15 protein-coding genes are annotated in these 20871 nt (G+C 40.5%); 10 read left to right on the top strand and 5 right to left on the bottom strand.

Annotated features, from left to right (window positions below):
* Positions 1 to 1152, top strand: a 1152-nt coding sequence (locus CDG76_RS12250) for a GNAT family N-acetyltransferase (protein WP_094349413.1), incomplete at its 5' end; no start/stop codon positions are given.
* 168 nt (positions 1153 to 1320) lie between these two features.
* On the opposite strand, the gene CDG76_RS37265 is transcribed toward CDG76_RS12250, so the two are convergent.
* A complete protein-coding gene (locus CDG76_RS37265; protein ID WP_190240826.1) occupies positions 1321 to 1794 on the bottom strand; it encodes a hypothetical protein in 474 nt (157 codons plus the stop codon).
* A 411-nt stretch (positions 1795 to 2205) separates the two neighbouring features.
* Here CDG76_RS37265 and CDG76_RS12240 point away from each other — a divergent pair, with 411 nt between their 5' ends.
* Positions 2206 to 3507 carry a serine hydrolase gene (locus tag CDG76_RS12240; RefSeq protein ID WP_094349269.1) on the top strand — a complete coding sequence of 434 codons (1302 nt, stop codon included), beginning with the start codon at positions 2206 to 2208 and terminating at the stop codon, positions 3505 to 3507.
* Positions 3508 to 3877: 370 nt separating this feature from the next.
* Here CDG76_RS12240 and CDG76_RS12235 read toward each other — a convergent pair whose 3' ends face one another.
* A complete protein-coding gene (locus tag CDG76_RS12235) occupies positions 3878 to 6025 on the bottom strand; it encodes a cytochrome-c peroxidase (RefSeq protein ID WP_094349268.1) in 2148 nt (715 codons plus the stop codon).
* Between the two features lie 281 nt (positions 6026 to 6306).
* Here CDG76_RS12235 and CDG76_RS12230 point away from each other — a divergent pair, with 281 nt between their 5' ends.
* Together CDG76_RS12230 and CDG76_RS12225 are read left to right on the top strand one after the other, a co-directional pair.
* Positions 6307 to 7230, top strand: coding sequence for a DMT family transporter (locus CDG76_RS12230; RefSeq protein WP_094349267.1), 924 nt, complete (start codon positions 6307 to 6309; stop codon positions 7228 to 7230).
* A 507-nt stretch (positions 7231 to 7737) separates the two neighbouring features.
* Entirely contained in the window at positions 7738 to 9453 is a 1716-nt protein-coding gene (locus CDG76_RS12225; RefSeq protein ID WP_143854076.1) for an alpha/beta hydrolase, read from the top strand.
* Between the two features lie 111 nt (positions 9454 to 9564).
* On the opposite strand, the gene CDG76_RS12220 is transcribed toward CDG76_RS12225, so the two are convergent.
* Both CDG76_RS12220 and CDG76_RS12215 read right to left on the bottom strand, forming a co-directional pair.
* Positions 9565 to 10008 carry a type II toxin-antitoxin system PemK/MazF family toxin gene (locus CDG76_RS12220; RefSeq protein ID WP_094349266.1) on the bottom strand — a complete coding sequence of 148 codons (444 nt, stop codon included), beginning with the start codon at positions 10006 to 10008 and terminating at the stop codon, positions 9565 to 9567.
* Positions 10002 to 10244 (bottom strand): AbrB/MazE/SpoVT family DNA-binding domain-containing protein, encoded by a 243-nt coding sequence (locus CDG76_RS12215; RefSeq protein WP_094349265.1) that lies wholly within the window; start codon positions 10242 to 10244, stop codon positions 10002 to 10004. The genes CDG76_RS12220 and CDG76_RS12215 overlap by 7 nt, the downstream gene beginning before the upstream one ends.
* A 258-nt stretch (positions 10245 to 10502) precedes the next feature.
* Between CDG76_RS12215 and CDG76_RS12210 the strand changes: the two genes are divergently transcribed.
* The 6 genes from CDG76_RS12210 to truB all read left to right on the top strand — a co-directional run bounded on the left by CDG76_RS12210 (position 10503) and on the right by truB (position 18879).
* Positions 10503 to 11702, top strand: coding sequence for a hypothetical protein (locus CDG76_RS12210; protein WP_094349264.1), 1200 nt, complete (start codon positions 10503 to 10505; stop codon positions 11700 to 11702).
* Positions 11703 to 11970: 268 nt separating this feature from the next.
* Complete coding sequence (locus CDG76_RS12205; protein WP_094349263.1) at positions 11971 to 14301, top strand: ATP-binding protein; 2331 nt, start codon at positions 11971 to 11973, stop codon at positions 14299 to 14301.
* Positions 14302 to 14353: 52 nt separating this feature from the next.
* On the top strand, positions 14354 to 14827 hold the full coding sequence (locus tag CDG76_RS12200; RefSeq protein ID WP_094349262.1) for a response regulator: 474 nt from the start codon (positions 14354 to 14356) through the stop codon (positions 14825 to 14827).
* Positions 14828 to 15097: 270 nt separating this feature from the next.
* Positions 15098 to 16852 carry a hybrid sensor histidine kinase/response regulator gene (locus CDG76_RS12195; protein ID WP_094349261.1) on the top strand — a complete coding sequence of 585 codons (1755 nt, stop codon included), beginning with the start codon at positions 15098 to 15100 and terminating at the stop codon, positions 16850 to 16852.
* 305 nt (positions 16853 to 17157) lie between these two features.
* A complete protein-coding gene (locus CDG76_RS12190; RefSeq protein WP_094349260.1) occupies positions 17158 to 17808 on the top strand; it encodes an alpha-ketoglutarate-dependent dioxygenase AlkB family protein in 651 nt (216 codons plus the stop codon).
* Positions 17809 to 17994: 186 nt separating this feature from the next.
* On the top strand, positions 17995 to 18879 hold the full coding sequence (truB, locus tag CDG76_RS12185; RefSeq protein ID WP_094349259.1) for a tRNA pseudouridine(55) synthase TruB: 885 nt from the start codon (positions 17995 to 17997) through the stop codon (positions 18877 to 18879).
* A gap of 280 nt (positions 18880 to 19159) precedes the next feature.
* Here the strand turns inward: truB and CDG76_RS12180 are convergent, their stop codons facing one another.
* Complete coding sequence (locus CDG76_RS12180) at positions 19160 to 20680, bottom strand: ABC transporter permease subunit (RefSeq protein WP_094349258.1); 1521 nt, start codon at positions 20678 to 20680, stop codon at positions 19160 to 19162.
* Between the last annotated feature and the right edge of the window lie 191 nt (positions 20681 to 20871).

Here is a 20871-nt window from a genome sequence, read left to right as displayed (position 1 = left end):
CTTGCTCATCCACAGGATATTCAGCAGCTTGGGAGTATCTTTGAGCAGTGTTTTATCAGCACACTTGGTGGCGAGGAAGCTTACATCAACCTGATTGGTGTAGAAAATTTTCGCATTATTCGTCAGTCAGAGCAATTAATTGGTGGATTGGCAACTCTGGATATGGGCCAGTGGTGGGGTGGTGTGCGTGTACCAATGACAGGAATTGCCGTAGTGGGTATTGCTCCAGAATATCGCGGTTCGGGAGCTGCGATCGCTCTCATGCAGCAGACGCTCAAGGAACTTTATGCTAGAGGTATACCGCTCTCTGCTCTCTATCCAGCTGTGCAAACTTTGTATAGAAAAGTCGGGTATGAGCAAGGGGGTAGCTGGTGTAATTGGGAAATTGCAACTAAAAGTATTCAAGTGCGAGAGCAACCCCTACCTTTGCAACCAATAGTGAATATCAATCATCAAGTATTTCATCAACTATATCAGCAGCAGGCGAGACTAACGCATGGATATTTAGACCGACATCCCGCAATTTGGGAGCGCTTAATTCAGCCAGATGATAAAGAAACATTTTACGCATATTTTATCGGTACAAAAGAGAAACCCGAAGGTTACATCCTCTTCAGTCAACATTCAAAAGAAGATGGCGCAATTTTGCGAATCAAAGATTGGGTAATTCTCACAACTGCGGCTGCACAAACATTCTGGTCTTTTCTTGCCAGTCATCGCTCCCAAATTGAGCGCGTGCGATGGAGGAGTTCTGCAATTGATTATTTGACATTGCTGCTACCAGAGCAAACTGCCAAGCTTAGGCATACGATGCGTTGGATGCTGCGGGTAGTAGATGTAGTCAAGGCGCTGGAGATGCGGGGTTATCCATCGGGAATTGAAACTGAACTGCACTTAGATATTCAAGATAATTTGCTAGATGCAAACAATGGTAAATTCATTCTTTCTGTCGCCAATGGACGCGGTGAAGTTACAAAAGGTGGAAAGGGTGAGTTGCAGTTAGATGTCCGAGAACTAGCACCACTATATACAAGTTTGTTCGCTCCCTACCATTTGCAAATAGCCGGAAAACTGCATGGGACAGAAACCGCTATTTCAGCAGCTACGCAAATATTTGCAGGTAGTTCTCCTTGGATGGCTGATTTTTTTTAATGTGAGAGTTTTTGAGATTTGTGAGGATTTGCGATCGCTCTTGGAATCACTCTTTGTGTTTTTGAGATTTTTGAGTGCGATCGCCCTTTAAATGTGTAAGCAATACGTTTTTGAGATTTGTGAGCATTAGATGTAGGTTGGGTGGAGCGGAGCGCAACCCAACACATATCAGGATGTTGGGTTACGCAAAGCCTTCACCCAACCTACAATTTTTTTTGCTACATTTTTTTGCAACATTTGAGTAATGACACGCTGAAATAACAAATGCGATCGCCAAAGTAACAAATGCGATCGCCAAAATAACAAATGCGATCGCCAAAGTAACAAATGCGATCGCCAAAGTAACAAATGCGATCGCCAAAGTAACAAATGAGTTCGCCAAAGTAACAAATGCGTACGCCGAAATAGCAAATGCGTACGCCAAAGTAACAAATGCGATCGCCGAAATAGCAAATGCGTACGCCAAAGTAACAAATGCGATCGCCGAAATAGCAAATGAGTACGCCGAAATAGCAAATGCGTTCGCCGAAATAGCAAATGAGTACGCCGAAATAGCAAATGAGTACGCCGAAATAGCAAATGCGTTCGCCGAAATAACAAATGCGTTCGCCGAAATAACAAATGCGTTCGCCGAAATAACAAATATAGCGGTTCTCAATTGCGTGAAATACAGACCTAACCCCCACCCCCAGCCGCTTCCCTGGGTTCGCACAGCGTCTCGTTGGCGCAGCCTCTCGTAGAGAAGAGAGGGAAAAGGAGTAAGCCTCAAAGGAGAGAGGTCAAAATGTCTGGAAACATAATTAATTCTTTGCTCGTCCTTCCGCTAGATTAACAATTTCTGTTGTTGTCAACTCACACACAAATTAAACTGTCAGCGATTTACTTTTAATAAGTAATGATGATTTATCGTGCTTATCTAATCCCAAACCTCATCTAGTAAAAATAACTCAACGGGATTTATGACTTTTTCTCCGGAAGTTCAGCACAGTCATCAGAAAACAATCTAAGTAAACCTGATTAGTTACTCCTTACTTGCACACCCACATTCACAACATGAAATCACATCTACTGGCGATTGGTTTAAGCAGTTTGGTTCTAGTTGCAGGACAAGCTAAAGCCTCACAATTACAGTCTTGGTACTATGATTCTAGCCAAAATCAATTAGACCTAACTACCACTTCGGGAATAGAACCAAAAGCCTTTTTATTAGATAATCCTAATAGATTGGTGATTGACTTACCTGGAACTAATTTTAATTCTGATACTGTCAAACGAAGTTTTGGTAAGGCGGTAAAAGAAATTCGCCTCGGCAAACCAGACCCTCAAACCACTCGTTTTGTCGTCGAGTTAGCTCCTGGTTATGATGTTACTTCCCAAAATATATCAGTTAAAGGAGATTCCCGTTCTCATTGGAGTTTCAAATTCAATTCATTTAACCGTCAGAGTAATCCCATTGTTGGAGAAAATAGAGAAGATATTGCCATCAAATCCACAGATGCATCGACATTTGCCGGAGTTGTGAATCTTGGTCAAGAGATGGCTGGTATCACTTCTCAAATTCGTACTTTGTTAGCAAGTTATAAATCATTAAATCCAGGAATATTTTTCTTAGATTTAGATACAGGAAACTATATAGATATTAATGGCGAAAAAAGATTTGCTGCTGCCAGTACAATCAAATTTCCCTTATTAGTGGCTCTTTTTCAAGAAATAGACGCAGGTAGAATTAAGCTCACCGATAAATTAGTGATGCGGCGCGATTTAAAGGTTGGCGAATCTGGAATTATGCAATACAAACCCATCGGCACTAAATTTAGTGTCCTGGAAACTGCTACCTTGATGATGACAATCAGCGATAATACCGCCACTAATCTGGTTCTCGATCGCTTGGGTGGTGCCACAAAAGTTAGTCAACGTTTTCGTAGCTGGGGATTGCAAAATACAGCACTTCGGAATCTACTTCCAGACATCGGCGGCACAAATACAACTAGTTCCAAAGATTTAGTCAGATTGGCGGCGTTAGTTTCTAATAATCGTTTGTTATCCCCAAGTAGCCGCGATCGAGTTTTAGGCATTATGCGCCATGTGAAAACCAATAGTTTACTACCAGCTGGTATCGGCCAAGGAGCGACCATTGCCCACAAAACTGGTACATTGAGATTTATCATCGGTGATGCGGGTATTATTCAAATGCCCAACGGCAAAAGCTATTTAGCAGGTGTTTTGGTGCAAAGACCAAACTACGATCCTAAAGCTGGGGATTTTGTCCGTGAAGTTTCCAGAAGAGTCTATAATTACCTAGACAATACCAAAGTTAGTAATATACAACCAATACTTGGCGATGGCACTCGTTAGTCAAGCGATCGTAACTACTAGTCCACCACATCAATTTTGAAGAGTGCTGAGTATTGAGTAAGGTGAATAAGTTTGTAGTAAGGACTTTAGTCCTTGGCTTGAGGGCTAAAGCCCTCATATCATGTCCGCTTGATTGCTTATTAACCCCGAAGAACCCCACCCCCGCCAAAGCTACCGCTTTGTCTCCCCTCCCCGCTTGCGGGGAGGGGATTAAGGGGTGGGGTGCAATGACTGTGGTTAGCAAGCCCTAATTATGCGGACATGATATCACTACGAACTTCGCAATTGCACCAAATCGCAAAAATAGGGACGTACATTTGTACATCCCTACATATCTATCTGTATTCAGGTATTTCGTCGTGAAATGAGATTAACTCAGGAAATTTGGTGTACCACCATTACCACTCCTACCAACAGCAGGAATTTCCACTGTGTCATCTGTAGCTTTACCAGTGCCGTCATTGACAACGTAATTAGTGTTACCCACATGTCCATTAGGGATAAACAATTGTGGATGGTCAAAGGGCGCTTTATCAAACCGAACTCGGTCATCAGTCAGTCCTTTTAAAAAGGCGACCAATTCCTGTTTTTCTTCTGGTGACAGATTTAGCGGTGGAAGTACTCCAAAATCACCACCCCGATTGTAAAAATCAATCACTTGCTCTAGAGTCGCCTGACCTCCGTTGTGAAAGTAGGGAGCAGTGAGTTCGACATTGCGAAGTCCAGGTGCTTTGAAAGCTCCGTTTGCAAACACAGTTTCACTGGAATTCAACGGTGGACTAAGAGTTGGGGGATTTTCGCCAAGGAGATCCTTAAATTTACCCAACTGAGCCAATCGTGCTTCTGAAAGCGGATTACCTTGACCGTTACCCTGCAAACCGTCATGACCACCCAAACCGGGGTCGTCTGTGGGCGGTCTGACGCCGATATTGAAGAAACCATTGTCCTCAGGGGATCTTGGGCCGAACGGCGCACGTTTGATTCGTCCGTCTTTAGCCACGCTGCTTACTGAAGCCGTGGTTAATTCTAATCCAGCGTGGCAACCGGCGCACCCCTTACTGTTGAATAGTTCTTTCCCTAGTTTCTGCTGATCGGTGAGAGCGTTGGCGTCGCCTTCCAAGTAGCGATCGTAAGGCGTATCATAGGAAATGAGCGTAGACTCATACAACTGAACTGCCAGCCCAAAGAATAGCGAGAAGTTGTACTCTAGCAATGTATACTCATTAGTCTGCAAAGAGCGATCGGGCTTTTTGACAAAAGTCCGTCTACCTTCAGAGTCAACTTGGATGAGTCGATTAGACTTCCACCACTCCGGCTTGAAGGCATCTTGAATCATCTGAGTGTAGGTTCTATCTTTAAGTCCAGGTTTAGGCGATCTACTATCTTTACCTAAAACGCTGTCTTGTGGATGTACAAGCTGTTTACCTAGCGGTCTCAGAGGTAATAACTTTTTCGCAAGTTTTCGGGGAAGCTTTTTACCCTTACCAACGCTGAGGGATCTTTTGTCAATTCGCCCGAACTTATCACCAATTTCTTGAAAAGTGCGACCATCTGCGGACGATTCAAAGGAACTGAGTGGCGGCCCAACTGCTTGGGATGCCAAAGATGAATTCTTCAGGCTGACTTTCACAAATTCTAGACTATTTGGGTTTACTGCCTTGACAACAGCAGCGTTAGGATCTCTTAAACCGAAGGGATTTACCCCATTAAAGATGTTTTGTGCCCTTCCGTCCCAGAAGTTGCGGAAGTTGAATGCAGCATTAATCACGGTTGGCGTGTTACGCGGCTCGACGCGTCGCACATTGATACCTCCCACGTTAAACACCGGATCTGGCTCGGTTGTAACTTTGTCTTCTGCATTCCCAGGTGTGACATCCACAAACTTTGTATTGAAGATCCCCTGAGAAGAAGTAACATCGTTACGGTCAGAGACAATAGTCGTAGGATCGTTTGGGTTTGACAGCTTGTGGAAGGGAAAATCTTCTGGTTTGAGCTGATAGTTTGGTAGCCCGCCGACATTAAAAACTGAATCTGGATTCTCTGTACCGTCGGCGTTGACCCGCAAAAGCCCAGGAGCAATCTGATTTTTGGATCTATTGTCAGCTCCAGCATGGAAGTGACAACTAGCACAGGAGGTCTTTCCATCGCTCCCAACCTGCATATCCCAAAAAAGAGTCTTTCCTAATTTGATTGCAGCCGTTTTGTCTTTTACGAAGTCTCCAAGATTGTCAGGTTCTGGAACCGATACGCTCTTGAGCGAAACTGGAGGCGACCCCGTAACCTCTGCCGATACAGTATTTCCAGCTATTACTGCTGCCAGAATAATTACAGCAATTGTTATAGTCCTTGTAAATCTCGATCTCAAGTAGTTAGGCTTGCCATATCTGAATCTCCACTCTTGCCGCTTTATTTTTGTCACCAAAGATTTGAGCAAAAATCGACCTCTTGAGGTCAGCAATAAGTAACTAGATAAGGCAGTCGTAAAGATTACTAAGCTGATTATGGGTATAATCCCCATAGTTGTATTATAAAGTAACACCGAGATAAAGTATACATTTACGAGGAAGTTTTAAATTTAATATTCATGTAAAATGAACACGTAAATTACGAATTTTACGTGAATACAAAAAAAACTCTTTGGGCTACGAATAATAAATTGATTTGGATAAATTAGTTAATATATATTGAATTTGCATTAACTAAACTATTAATATATTTTATCGATAAGAGTTTGATAAAATGTTCAGATATTTAAATTAGATATAACTTACTTATCAGTCCTATTTTTTGGATATTTTAATGTTACTACATCAGAGTTCTGGTCGGTGGCGCTTAGGGCTAGCGTTATCGCTATTGACAGTGTTTTTGTGGGGAATTTTACCTATTGCTCTTGCAGTAACTCTACAAGTACTTGATGTCTATACCGTTATTTGGTTTCGTTTTTTAGTATCATTTATATTGCTTGCTGTCTATTTAGGGATACGCGGCAAATTACCCAAATTAGAACAACTGCGCTCTGCTTCTGGAAAATTATTAGCGATCGCGACAATATTTTTAGGGATTAATTACTTTTCGTTTACCCAAGGTTTAGCATTAACATCACCTGCTAACGCTGAAGTTCTCATTCAATTATCTAGCCTTTTATTAGGTTTTGGAGGGTTAGTAATTTTTAAAGAACGTTATCGCCTGTCCCAATGGATTGGCGTTAGTGTGATGATTTGTGGTTATCTTTTATTTTTTTGCGAACAACTAACGAATTTAATTACAGCACATGGCACATATATAATAGGCAGTGTTTTGATTGCGCTAGGAGCAACAGCTTGGGCTATTTATGCTTTGGCACAAAAGCAGTTATTACAATCTTTATCTTCCACCAGCATCATGCTGATTATTTATGGAGGCTGTGCTTTATTATTCACTCCTCTAGCCAAAGTTAAATCACTTTTTATACTTGATACTTTTCATTTAGGAATGTTGATTTTTTGTGCCTTGAATACCTTAATCGCTTACGGTGCTTTTTCTGAATCATTACAACATTGGGAAGCATCACGAGTAAGTGCAGTAATAGCTTTAGCTCCCATTGTGACATTAATAGCAGTCGCGGTTGTATCAGTTATTGCACCTGCTTGGATACCGCCAGAACACTTCACCCTCATAGCAATATTTGGAGCGGGTTTAGTAGTTACAGGTTCAGTAGCGATCGCCTTGGGAAAAGCTGATTAATCGCCATATTTTTCAGGATTTTTACTGGATTTTTCAGCTAGTGAATTTGTGCAATATTCAAAGCTACAACATAAATACTGAGGCAGACTATTTTTTATTTGTTATGATTTAATAGTGAAGGCAAACTACTGAAGTCAGTCGGATACTTTACCCATCTGCGTGACTTTGTAGGATTTGATTGTTGACTTTATAGCCGAAATATCCTTGAAAAAGAATTCAAAAATCAGAATTCAGGAGTCAGAATAAATTACTAGGGCATTGGGAATCACTACTTTTTTTGACTACTAAATCTAAGATTTAGTGGAAATTCTAAACCCATTTATACCTATTATTTTAAGCCAGCTACATTCGCAAGTCATACATAATTCATCGTGAATTATAACTCCTGACTCCTAAATTCTGTTTTGATAAAATTGAGGCTAATAACTTTAAAGAAACTAAGCAGGGCGCCCGAATAACTACCAAAGCCAACACCTGAGAAAACCAGACCACCGAAATAGTTGAGCGATGAATAGTTTGTTTGGTAATTGGGCCAGCACCCTCAGAAAAAATTCTTTATTGCTGGTTCTTTCAATGGTGCTGCCAACATTTGGAATTAGTAATTCTGTCTTGGCAGCAGAGCGGATTTATGCATCTTATTCAGCTTTGGAGCTTTCAATTTCAGTCACAACTTTAGAGAACTACGCCAAAACAGGTGTAATTAACGAAGACTTAGCAGCCTATCAGCGATATCTGCCTCTAGAACAGCTTCAAGAATTGCGGCGGATTTTGCTTAATCGTGTGAAAGTTAGTCCAGTAGTAGTTTCGCAACTTCTCTACACACCACAAGGAGAATTTTTACTGCATCGATTGACGCAAGTGATTATAAATAAATCTTCTCAACCAGAACCAGGATTTAGTGCTTTGCGTTCGGCGCTAATTTTAGCCTCTGGTGAATCGGGAGGCTTGACACTTTTAAATGTGTTACGTAAATATCCCACCAGCAGCATTCGCCTTGATGTCGCCGAGACTTTGGAAATAGCTACGGAATTGGAGAAACTTGTTAACCAAACCCATCAGGCGATCGCATCTGTTTCCCAAAAGTCTAAAATAGAAGCTGATGGCATTTCCCAACCCAATTTCTCGCAATTGCCCGATTTAAAGGTTCCGGGAAAATTTAAGTCGCAAAAATACATCCTGAAGTTTTTCGACTCAACCCGCAATCGGCTTTTATTGACTGATGTTTACATTCCCAATGTCCAGAAGACTGCACCGGTAATTGTCATTTCTCACGGCTTGGGTTTAGACAGCAGTAACTTTCAATATTTAGCCACTCATCTAGCTTCTTACGGATTTGCCGTCGTTGTTCCCAATCACCCTGGTAGTGATGCGAAACAATTGCGTTCTCTGCTAAAAGGACGCGCCATTGAAGTAGCAGAACCAAGTGAATTTCAAGACCGACCAATGGACATAACATACATACTGAATCAATTGCAAAAAGGTAATCAATCTGATTCACGGTTTAAAGGTCGCCTAAATCTGCAACAAGTCGGAGTATTTGGTCAATCTTTGGGAGGCTACACAGCCTTAGCCCTGGCAGGCGCTAAAATCAACTTTGAGCAGCTAAAACAAGACTGTCAACCAGCAGCACTACAAAATACCTGGAATATGTCTTTACTGCTCCAGTGTCGCGCTTTAGAATTGAGCATTAGTAAGTCTGGCAAAGATTATAACCTGCGGGATGAGAGAGTAAAAGCTGCGATCGCAGTTAATCCCATTACTAGTTCGATTTTCGGCAAAGCGGGCTTAAGTCAAATCAAAACTCCAGTAATGATTGTCAGCAGTAGTGATGATACAGTTGCACCAGCTTTATCCGAGCAAATTTTACCTTTCTCCTGGTTGGCAAATTCCCAAAAGTATCTCGTCATGCTTGTTGGTGGTACACACTTTTCCATCATTGGCAATGCAAACCCTGCAAATCAACAAGTAGCATTACCTGCCGATATGATTGGCGATGCTTCTCAAGCACGTCGTTACATGAATGTTTTGAGTTTACCTTTCTTCCAAACATACATTGCAGGCAAGCCGCAATACACACCGTACCTGAACGCCGCCTACACTCAAAGCATTTCTAGTAAGTCTCTTGGTTTGAGTCTCGTCAAGTCATTGAATACAACCGAATTAGCTCAATTATTGGATATAAAAGGAGCCAAACCCGTAAAAAAAAAGTTCCCAACACCATAGTCAGCTTCGGATTTTGGATGTTGGATATTGGTGTTGCATTGCTGCACGTGATGATTTTTATTTGATTTGTACAGACGTAATTAATTACGTCTGTAGAGTTTATTTACCTCTTTATAAAATTAGAGGCTCAATTCTTGCTTGCACTTCTTCAATTAACTCCTGTTCAACTTTCTCTACAAACAAAACTTTTCTAACTTTCCAGTCTAGTGATTTGATCTGATCGGCTAGCACCACCCCACTGGTTATCATTCCGTCAGGAAGCGGAACCTCAAAGTTAAGACCTTTTTTTTGATTAGTAATTGGAAAAATTAGAACTATAGAAGCCATTTGATTGTATTTTAATGGTGACATAACTAAAAAAGGACGATAGCCCATCTGCTCACGCCCTTGAGGTTTTAGTTCAGCATTAAGGGTTTCAGCAATATCTTCAAATGACATTCCTGATGTTCTCAGGGCTAATACACGTCGGATCGAATCAGCTGTAATTTGCTTTGTAGTTCCGCAGTCTAACTTGACAATATCACCTCTATCTGGAATGTATGGTTTAACTACCAAACTTCATTCCCTACAGCAGATCCAGTATCTATTTCAGAATGGAAATTATCTGGAGTCATACCTTCCAATAATTCATCAAGCGTATATCTTTTTCGCTGCTGCGGCGTGATCACAATACTATTGCCTGAAATGCTGAAAGTTATGTCTGTCCCCTCTTTGACATTAACTTGTTCAGCCAAAGCTTTCGGAAGTCGAATAGCTAGACTGTTTCCCCACTTCGTAACAACTGTAGTCATAACTACCTCAAAATGCTTTTTTAGAGAATTTCACACCCAAACATAAAACTTTCGGAGCTTGACGCACCTATTTCGGACTATTTTACGTATCTACTTTGAATATACCATAAACTGTAAGTGACTTACAAAAAAGCCACAAACAAGCATCTATAAGTACATTCCCAAGATGGTGTGGTAATTACTGGTATAAACTTAGGTTAGAATTTTATTTGATTATTGTATTCATCTAATATTCTAGTTGTAGTTGTAATAAATATTATGCTTGGAAAAGATTACTTTGCAAACAGATTAGGTGATATTTATGAATACTCTCGAATTCCATATAAATCTGGAAAATGCGTATCAAACGAAGAAAAAAATTATTTTTGGGAATTGTGTGTAGATGTTTCTGGGAATATAATTTTTGTATTGCATAGCAATACAATTACGGATTGTACATTCCAAATCTCTCAAATTCAATATATATCTGGTATGTGTGATGATGAAGTTTGGAAAATAATTTCAAAAGATATTGTAATTCAAAAAATAACAACTTTTTTCCAGGAAAATTCGGTATTGATCACCTACTTTTGCATCCCAAGTTCTATACTTTTGAAGTTAAAATGTAAAACGCCTATCATTTTTAGTTTAGTTAGAGGATATTTTAGTAATTTTAGTTTTTCCAATCGTAGTTTCGCTGCTAAAGCTGATAATAAAGAAATACAATTTAAAATGTTACAAACTAGTAAAAATATTATCGAACTTCTTGAGATAAAAAGAATTGATAATGCTTTGCTCTCAATTATAGAAGTTCCAGTGAAAGAAGGTGAGGATATAGATAACGTTAAAGCTGAAATTACATCAATAAGTTTTTTTGTAAGTCTACTTAGCGCCAATTTAAATTTTGTCCCTATAATTGAATATATTTCTGAAGATATAGTAAGTCAAATTTTAATAGAAAATACTAATAAACAATCTTTTCACACAAAAGGCATCATTGATAATATTCAAATTTCACAAGGTATCCCTAATGCTTTTAATGAAATTTATCAAAATTATAAAGCTTACCAAAATGAAATATGTATAGATATAATTATTATCTTTATAGCAGAAATAAATCAAACAAAACATATCAATTTGAAACTGGCTACAATGCTTATGGCTTACGAATATCCCTTGCTTAAATACTTGATGTCTAAAGGTTTAGCAAGGGATAAAATTGGAGATAATATTCAAAAAAAGTTAAATCAAGTAAATTCTTATCTACGATTTATTCCAAGTGAGATGACGAAAGATACTTTAAGAGAATCTATTCGTAATCCACTATTTCATCAAGGAGAGATCCCTGATTTTGATATTTACGATAAAATAGATATTTTTAATAAATACTACGATTTATTAATGAGAATTATACTAAAAGTTCTCGGTTATACAGGAAAATATGTATCTCTATTAACTCATGAACCTACAGATACTTAAAATACCGCTATTACTTCTCAAAATGTTTTTTTACAGCCAGTCTCTTAAGTAAAAGTTAGATATAGGCTACTTCAGATTTTCGGTGCGTTATGGAAGCCGTAATAAACCCTACACCATCTTCTAATTATTTGCACTTACCTTAGTTACTGTAAAAACCGTAACAAACACAGATGAGATGCGATCGCATTCATACTTCAGGACATATACTTTAAAGAAATATGACATTTAATTGCGTTATTGTAAAAGTCAGCTTTACATAAGTTCAGTTATGAGCCAGCCTGAATATACTACAGCCCAAGCTAATGCCCTGACTAACCACGATCGCAAACCGATTCATATACCTGGCTCGATTCAACCTCATGGCGTTCTCCTGGCACTCAGTACTCAGCTAGAGATACTGCAAGTTAGCAACAATACCCAAGTCTATTTGGGCAAAGAGCCAGAAGATTTGCTCGGAGAATCTTTGAGCTATTTACTTGACCCTCGGCAAGTGGAAATTGTCAAGCAGTGCTTGGTGAAAAAAATTGGCAGTGCTAATGCGTTTAAAGTATTAATTAGTACTTTAAATGGGGAAAGATACTTTGATGCTATTGCTCATCGTATAGAAGAAACTGTGATTCTGGAGTTAGAACCGACCAATTCAGAATCTGAGTTGAGTTTCTTGGGCTTTCATAGTTTGGCGGGTGAAGCGATCGCTAAAATGCAAAGCACATCCAATCTGGTAGAATTTTTGCATTCAGTAGCTGAAGAAGTCCAAAAAATCATCGGTTTCGATCGGGTGATGGTCTATCAATTTGACGAGTCAGAAGCGGGTTCTGTTGTTGCAGAAGTTAAACGGGAAGATTTATCACCTTATTTAGGACTCCACTATCCCGCTACAGACATTCCAGCGCAGGCTAGGGAGTTATACACGCGCTGCTTTCTCCGATTTCTCCCCGATTTAACTGCCGAACCGATCAAACTAGTTCCAACAGAAAATCCGACAACACATCAACATCTTGACTTAAGCTACTGTCTGCTACGGAGTTTTGATCGGTGTTGTACTGAATATCATCAAAATATGGGAGTGAAGGCTCTTTTGGTGATTTCACTTATTCAAGAGCAGAAGCTTTGGGGATTAATATCCTGTCACCATCAAACACCAAAGTATGTTTCTTACGAAGTCCTCAAGATGTGCGAATTTTTGGGACAGATTGTTTCTTCAGAGTTAGCGCACAAAATTAGTTACTCGGAATGGGATTATAAAGTAAAACTCAAATCGCTACAGTCTGAGTTTCTAGAATCTATTTCCCAAGCAGACAATTTTATCGATGCCCTAATCAAACCGGAAATTCGCTTGCTCGATCTTGTGAGTGCTTCAGGAGCGGCGGTTTGTCTGGATAATGAAATTACCCTTGTGGGAACAACACCGAATATTCATGAAGTTCAGGCACTCATTGAATGGGCAGATACCCAAGTTAGTGACAACCTGTTTTCTACCGATTCTCTGCCGAAGCTTAACTCAGAGGCGCTGATATTTAAAGATACTGCTAGTGGCTTGTTGCTACTGCGAATTTCTAAAATTCGGCGCTATTACATCCTATGGTTTCGCCCGGAAGTTATCCAAACGGTACACTGGGCAGGAAATCCCCAGGAATCCATGCAAGCACAGGCAGATGGTAGCTATACCCTGTCTCCCCGAAAATCCTTTGAACAATGGCAAGAAACTGTTAGATTAACTTCTCTACCTTGGAAACCTTGCGAACTTGACAGTGCGATCGCTTTGAGGAATGCGATCGTTGGTATTGTACTCTCGAAAGCGGATGAATTAGCTAAAATCAACTTGGAGTTAGAGCGCAGCAACCAAGAACTAGCATCCTTTGCCTACGCCGCTTCTCATGACCTCAAGGAACCTTTGCGGGGCATTTATAACTTCTCGACAGTGTTGCTAGAAGACTATGCCCAAGTATTAGATGATGATGGAATTGAGTGTTTGCAAACAGTAGTGGCCTTGTCTGTACGCATGGAAACTCTGATTAATGCTCTGCTGCGGTTATCGCAGTTAGGACAAGCACAACTGCGCTTGCAAGCAACTGACCTCAACAAATTGCTCAAGCAAGTAATTGACGTTTTTCGTGCTAGTCGTCAAGACTCTGGGCTTGTGGATATCCGCATTCCTCGGCCTTTACCAACAGTTTTGTGCGATCGAGTGCTGGTTAATGAAGTCTTCAGTAATCTGCTTGGTAATGCGTTCAAATACAACGATAAAGCGGAGCAATGGGTTGAGATTGGCTATTTAGATGAGGGACTGGCGACTAGGGACTGGCGACTAGGAAAGAGTTTTCTTAACCTAATCCCCATTGCCGCTAATCCCCAATCCCCAATCCCCAATCCCGAATCCCCAATCTTTTATATACGAGATAACGGTATTGGAATTCCACACCATCACCTAGAAACTATCTTTAGATTATTTAAGCGGCTCCACTCCCAGGAAAAATACGGTGGAGGAGCAGGTGCGGGACTAGCTATTGTTAAGAAGATTGTTGAGCTTCATAACGGTAAAATTTGGGTGAAATCTACTGTAGGCGTTGGCTCAATGTTCTATTTTACGCTGGAATAGTTTAAGATAGTGGCTAAATATGTATTTTTGTTAAGCTCTTTTAAGATCGCGAATGACAAAAAAACTTCATGAACCGCTGCTCGTTGTTGAGGACAGCAATGAAGATTTTCGGATGCTGCAACGTCTGATGCGACGTATGTCAGTCCAGAATCCTATACACCGTTGTACTAATGGGGATGAGGTTTTAGAGTTTCTCTATCAACTGGGGAACGATGCCTACGCTAAAGGCGAAGACCTACTTAACTCAAAAGTAGCATTACGACCCTCTGTAATCTTGCTCGATCTCAATTTGCCAGGTATTGATGGGCGTGACATTTTAGATCGGCTCAAGCAAGACAAGAGTTTCAAAGGAATTCCCATCGTTGTTTTTACCACATCATCTAACCCCAAGGATATTGAATTGTGCTACCAAAAGGGCGCAAATGGATATCTGGTAAAACCGATGGATGCTCTGGAACTAAAAAAGACGATCCAGGCATTTGTAGATTACTGGCTGGATGCCAATACGCCGCCTGTGTTGGATTAATTTGTTTATTATTTTGTTGATGAGGCAGTAGGGGAAAAACGATAATAAAGGAGACGGCTCAGAGGACACAGAGACATTTTCCTCTTTGAGTCACTGTGTCTGTTTGTCTCTGTTAGATTCCTTTTCCCCATTTTCCTATTTGGTGTTTCTTTAGGATTACTAAAGAATTTAGATTTTATTTACACTTATTTTATATTATTTTTAGAATTATGCAAGAAAACACAATCTGGATAAAAGGGATCTATATGGCTCCCTGATCCTCATAACCTTATGTTGGACACATGGACGCTACTTATCATCGATGATTGTGCGGCAGATCGGAAAATCTATCGTCGATATCTTTTGAAAGATCCGCACCAGTCCTACCAGATTTTGGAGGCAGACTGTGCAGAAGAAGGACTTGCTTTGTGCCGAAAAGTACGCTGCGATGTCATTTTGCTGGATTTTTGCCTACCTGATATGAGCGGGTTAGAACTTTTCGATCGCATCCAGCAGGAGATATTTAAGACTTCTGTCCCCGTGATTATGTTGACAGGGCGCGGTGATGAAGAAATCGCTGTGCAGGTAATGAAACGGGGTGCTTTGGATTACTTAGTCAAGCACAATCTTACACAGGATGTGCTGCAACTAGCAGTCCGCAACGCCATTAAGCAGTCTTGCTTGCAAGCCCAACTGCTCAAAACTCAGGAGAGACAACGCCTAATTGCCACGACTGCTTTACGAATTCGCCAGTCTCTTAATCTAGAGCAAATTTTGAATACGGCTGTAGCCGAAGTACAGCAACTTTTGAAGTGCGATCGCGTGATGGTTTATCAGTTTGCCCCAGATACAGATGGTAAAATAGTCGCCTCATCAGTTGAGTCATACCGCACTGTATTGTGCGATCGCGTTGTTGGGGATTGGGAAGAAGCAGGGGAGCAGGGAGCAGGGAGCAGGGAGCAGAGGGAAGAAAGAGGTAAATTAATTACTCATTCTCCCCCTTGCACCCTGCACCCTGCCCCTCTGCCTCTTGTGCCCAATCACCAATCACCAATCCCTTACATTTATGAGCTTGGCTTGTGTAATTGTGTCAGCCTAAAAGAGCAATTTAATACTAAGGCAAATCTGGTAGTTCCGATTAATCTGAGCAACAATGGGAACCCAACCCCCAAACTTTGGGGTTTATTGATTGCTCACCATAATTCCGGGGAGCGACACTGGCAAACTGATGATGCAGAAATGCTCAATGAAGTATCAGTGCAATTAGCGATCGCTATTCAACAGGCGGAATTGTTAGCCCAAACTCAAGCAGCCCTTGCCAAAGAAAAGCAACTCAATGTATTTAAATCCCAAATAATTACAACGGTTTCTCATGAGTATCGAACGCCGCTAACTTCAATTCTGGCTGCGGCATCAACTTTGGTAAAACATAGCCAGCAACTAGATGAGTCCAAACAAGAGCGGTTCTTGGGAATCATTGAACAGAAAGCCAGGTATATGTCCAAACTTGTGGATAATATGCTTCTGGTTAACCAACTTGAACTGGAAAAACCCAAGTTTCAACCAATCTCAGTCGATTTACTGCAATTTTTTTCTGACCTTTTAGAACAAGAGCGAGAAACAGTAGGCGATCGCTACGAATTGATTTTTAAAATTACTGGTAATCATCATGGATTTTGGGGCGATCGCGGGCTTTTGCAACAAATTTTTATTAACTTGATGTCCAATGCAATTAAGTATTCTCCAGATGGGGGTAGCGTAGAATTCCACCTGATTGGCAAAGAATCAGAAGCCATTTTTTACATTAAAGATGGGGGAATTGGTATCCCGATGGCAGATCAAGAAAATTTGTTTCAATCCTTCAGCCGTGGAAGTAACGTTGACACAATTCCTGGTACAGGCTTAGGGCTAGCGATCGCTAAAGCTTGTGTCGAGTTACATAGTGGCAATATTGCCTTGTCGAGTGAAGTGGGGCAAGGAACTAAAGTTACAGTTAGCTTACCGAAGATATGCCCAACTGGTCAACTATCCCCTTCATCTACTTGACTATAGATGTTAAATGCTTCGAGATAAATAAGCTATATGAACTAATAATTAATCGTTTTCAAGGACTCAATCGTATTATTTGTACAAGTCCATCTCGGAATACAGTTAACCATAGAATAGATGAGTTTTATAATTTATTTAACGATGTTCATACAGTTAGATATTCATCTACATCATCGGAAGCAATTTATAAAGAAATTTTTTATTATTAGAAATAAGCGATTTGAAATGAGAAAAATACAAAGGTATGAAAGACAATTCACTGTAAAACTCTAAGAAAAGCTTTAATTAAAAATAGATTGGTTATGAATGCAATTCAATGTGACTTATTTTCTGGATTTGACTCTGCTATTGAGCCAAAGAATAGTGCAGAGAAAGAAGTCCTATCTATGCCAGATGCAGATGTGATTTTCTATCACAATTTTTTCAATCAGCAAGAGAGCGATGAGCTTTTTCAAATCTTGTTTAACGAAATCAAATGGCGACAAGACAAGATGAAGATTTATGGTAAGGAAGTAAACTTGCCAAGAAAAACTGCTTGGTATGGAGATAGAAGCAAATCATATACATTCTCAGGCATTCATCTTGATCCAGAACCTTGGACACCTACGTTGCTACAAGTAAAAGAGAAAGTTGACGAAATTGCAAAAGTTAAGTTTAACAGCGTTTTGCTCAACCTTTACCGAGATGGAAATGATGGAATTTCCTGGCACACTGATGCTGAACCCGAATTAGGTAACAATCCTGTAATTGGTTCTGTTAGTTTTGGTGGAACAAGAAGGTTTATGTTTAGGCATAAACACGATAAGAATTTGAAAGCAGAAATTGAGTTAATACATGGCAGCCTCCTTGTTATGGCACGAGCAACGCAGCATTTTTGGCAACATCAGATTCCAAAAACATCGAAGAAGGTTCAACCAAGAATTAATCTAACTTTCAGGGTAATTGATCGTTGAGGATATAGGATAGAGATATGCTTTTATTCCCCTTTCCTCGATAACAGGGTTGAAAGAGTGAGCATTTTATGAGCATGATTAACCAGTATGATTTTATATTTATTATTTATGATTAAATGCTGAAATTAAGATATTTGAGCATTAGATGAGCTATTTGAGACAGAAAAGAGTAAAAGTATTGCTATTGTGTTATTTCAAGGTTTTCTCAACTTAAACAAACCATTTGACTGGACTTCCCACGACTGCGTAGCGCGGGTGCGAAAATTGTTGCGCCTCAAACGTGTAGGACATGCGGGAACCTTAGATCCAGCAGCAACAGGCGTTTTACCGATCGCACTTGGTAAAGCCACAAGATTATTGCAATATCTGCCAGAAAATAAAGCTTATAAGGCTACGATTCGTCTGGGCGTGCAGACTACAACCGATGATTTAGAAGGTGAAATCATTAATTCTCAAGCTTGTGCTGGATTGAGTTTAGCAGAGGTGAAAACTGCACTGGCACAATTTGAAGGCAAGATTGAGCAAATCCCACCGAATTATAGTGCAATTCAAGTGGATGGGAAACGTCTCTACGACTTAGCCCGCCAAGGGAAAATGGTGGAAGTTCCAGTGCGAACAGTGGAAATTTTTCAGATAGAAATTTTGGACTGGAGAGAAGGAGATTTTCCCGAATTGGATGTGGCGATCGCCTGTGGATCTGGTACATATATTAGAGCGATCGCTCGTGACTTAGGTGCAATCTTAGAAACTGGTGGCACTCTTGCCGCTTTGATCCGTACCCAAAGCAGTGGTTTCGATTTAACAGATAGTCTCAGTTTCACCGACTTAGAAACTAAATTGCAAGGCGGGACATTTCAACCTCTTGCCCCTGATGCAGCCTTACAACATTTGTTGTCTGTGACTTTACCAGCAACATCTGCTCAAAAATGGTGTCAAGGTCAGCGAGTTTCTCTAAATTCTGATATTACTGGAATAGTGCGAGTTTATGAAGAAGAGACTCGCTTTTTAGGTGTTGGACAATTACAAGATGAAGTGTTAAGTCCTCAAATGGTTTTTGAACCGGTTTCTTAAAACTTACCTCATTTTTCGATCCCTGAGCAGTCACAAATACAGCAGATTTTAAGTTGGTAAGGTACACCAGCTAAATCTGTTACCCAGGTATAAAGTGTGTTTTACAGCAGAATTCTGCTGTAATATTCCCGCTCATATCATGTCCGCATAATTAGTTATGCTAACCACAGTCATTACACCCCACCCCCAACCCCTCCCCGCAAGCGGGGAGGGGAGACAAAGCGTAGCTTTGGCGGGGTGGGGTTCTTCGAGTTTAATAAGCAATCAAGCGGACATGATATCACTTGCTATTTTTCTTAATGGGATTGAGCGATCGCTCAAAGTGACTAAACGCTTGGGAAGAAAGCAGCGTCAGGAATAAATAAACTAAGGCGACAGTGGCGTAAATCTCAAATGAACGATAGTTGTCAGCTACAATCAGCTGTCCTTTGCGGAACAACTCTTCAAACCCGATGATAGCGACTAAGCTCGTGTCTTTGAGCAAGCTAATGAACTCATTGCCCAGAGGTGGCAACATCTGCCGGAGGGCTTGAGGAAAGATTACATAGCGCATCGTTTGCACCGAGCTTAAACCCAGTGATTGAGAGGCTTCTGCTTGCCCAGGCTCAATTGATTGAATGCCTGCCCGGACAACTTCAGCAATGTAGGCAGCACTATTGAGACTCAATGCAATTACCGCTGCTGCTAAACGATTTAAAGTGAAGGTGAAACCAAAAGTTTGGGCTAAAGCAGGCAACCCAAAGTAAATCATAAAAATCTGCACCAGCAACGGCGTTCCTCGGAAAAAGTCTACATACGCCCTAGCAATCCAGGGTAAAGGCGGAGTGGGCAAAAGGCGAAGAATTCCAATCAGTGTACCCCCGATCATACCCAGCAAGATTGAGATTGCTGTGAGTTCAAGTGTAACTAAAGCCCCACTTAACAAGGTGGGTAGGGACTTAAAGATAATGCTTAGTGAGGTAAATAGTTGGGATACGCCTGTTTCGGGAGCCTGGTTTTCGATGGGTGATTTTTCTGGTAGTTGTGGCGGTTGGATACCAAACCATTTTTGGTAGATTTTGGCGTAAATACCATTTTTCAGCACCGTTTCTAAACCTTGGTTAATCACTTGCAAGTTGGGCGATCCTTTAGGTGTAGGAATGCCATAAAATTCTTCTGTTAGCAGACTGCTGACCACTTTGAGTCCGTTAAGGTTGCCGCTTTTTATGCCATATAAGATCACAACCCGATCGTTAAGAACGGCATCGACATTACCATTGATTAATGCTTGAAGGGTTAAAGGTGAATCATTAAAAGTGCGAATTTCAGATCCAGGAATACTTTTAGCTTTCTGTGCGCCAGTTGTCCCAATTTGCACGCCAATGGTTTTGTTTTTAAGATTATCGAAATTGATAATGCTTTGATTATCTGTGCGGGTGACGATCGCTAGCCCTGATTTGAAGTAAGGACGCGAGAAAGAAATTGTCTTCGCCCGTTCGGCAGTAATTGTCATTGCCGCAACTGCGGCATCTACAGTTTGCGCTTGCAATGCTGGAATCATCCCAGCAAAAGGCATATTTTGATACTTAACTTTAAAGCCATCTGATTGGGCGATCGCATTCATCAAATCGATGTCAAAGCCTTGCAACTCACCACTGACAGATTGAAACTCGAAAGGCGGAAATGTAGGTTCTGTAGCAACCGTAAGTGTGTGACCACCAGTAGAACTATCTGTAATACAACCTGAAAGTAAAAGTAGACAGCTTAAGCTTAAACCAAAAACTAGCTGACGTAACCAAAGAACAACAGTTAATTTCGTCATATTCTTTAGATTTCTCCAAACATACCTAAGCTGAGATTATGACTGGTTTTCCAAAATCAAAAATCCAGTCAACCATAATTGCTGCAATATATAGTAAAATTTTGTATAACAATGGACACTTTGTTGCGGTAAATACTTCTGTGGATGGGTTGACAAATAATGCTTGCAACTTCAATAAATCCTCTTCAAAA

It is taken from the genome of Nostoc sp. 'Peltigera membranacea cyanobiont' 210A, assembly GCF_002246015.1.
GTDB lineage: Bacteria > Cyanobacteriota > Cyanobacteriia > Cyanobacteriales > Nostocaceae > Nostoc.
The sequence above is the reverse complement of the archived record's forward strand: the minus strand, read 5'-3'. Positions and strand labels throughout refer to the sequence as shown.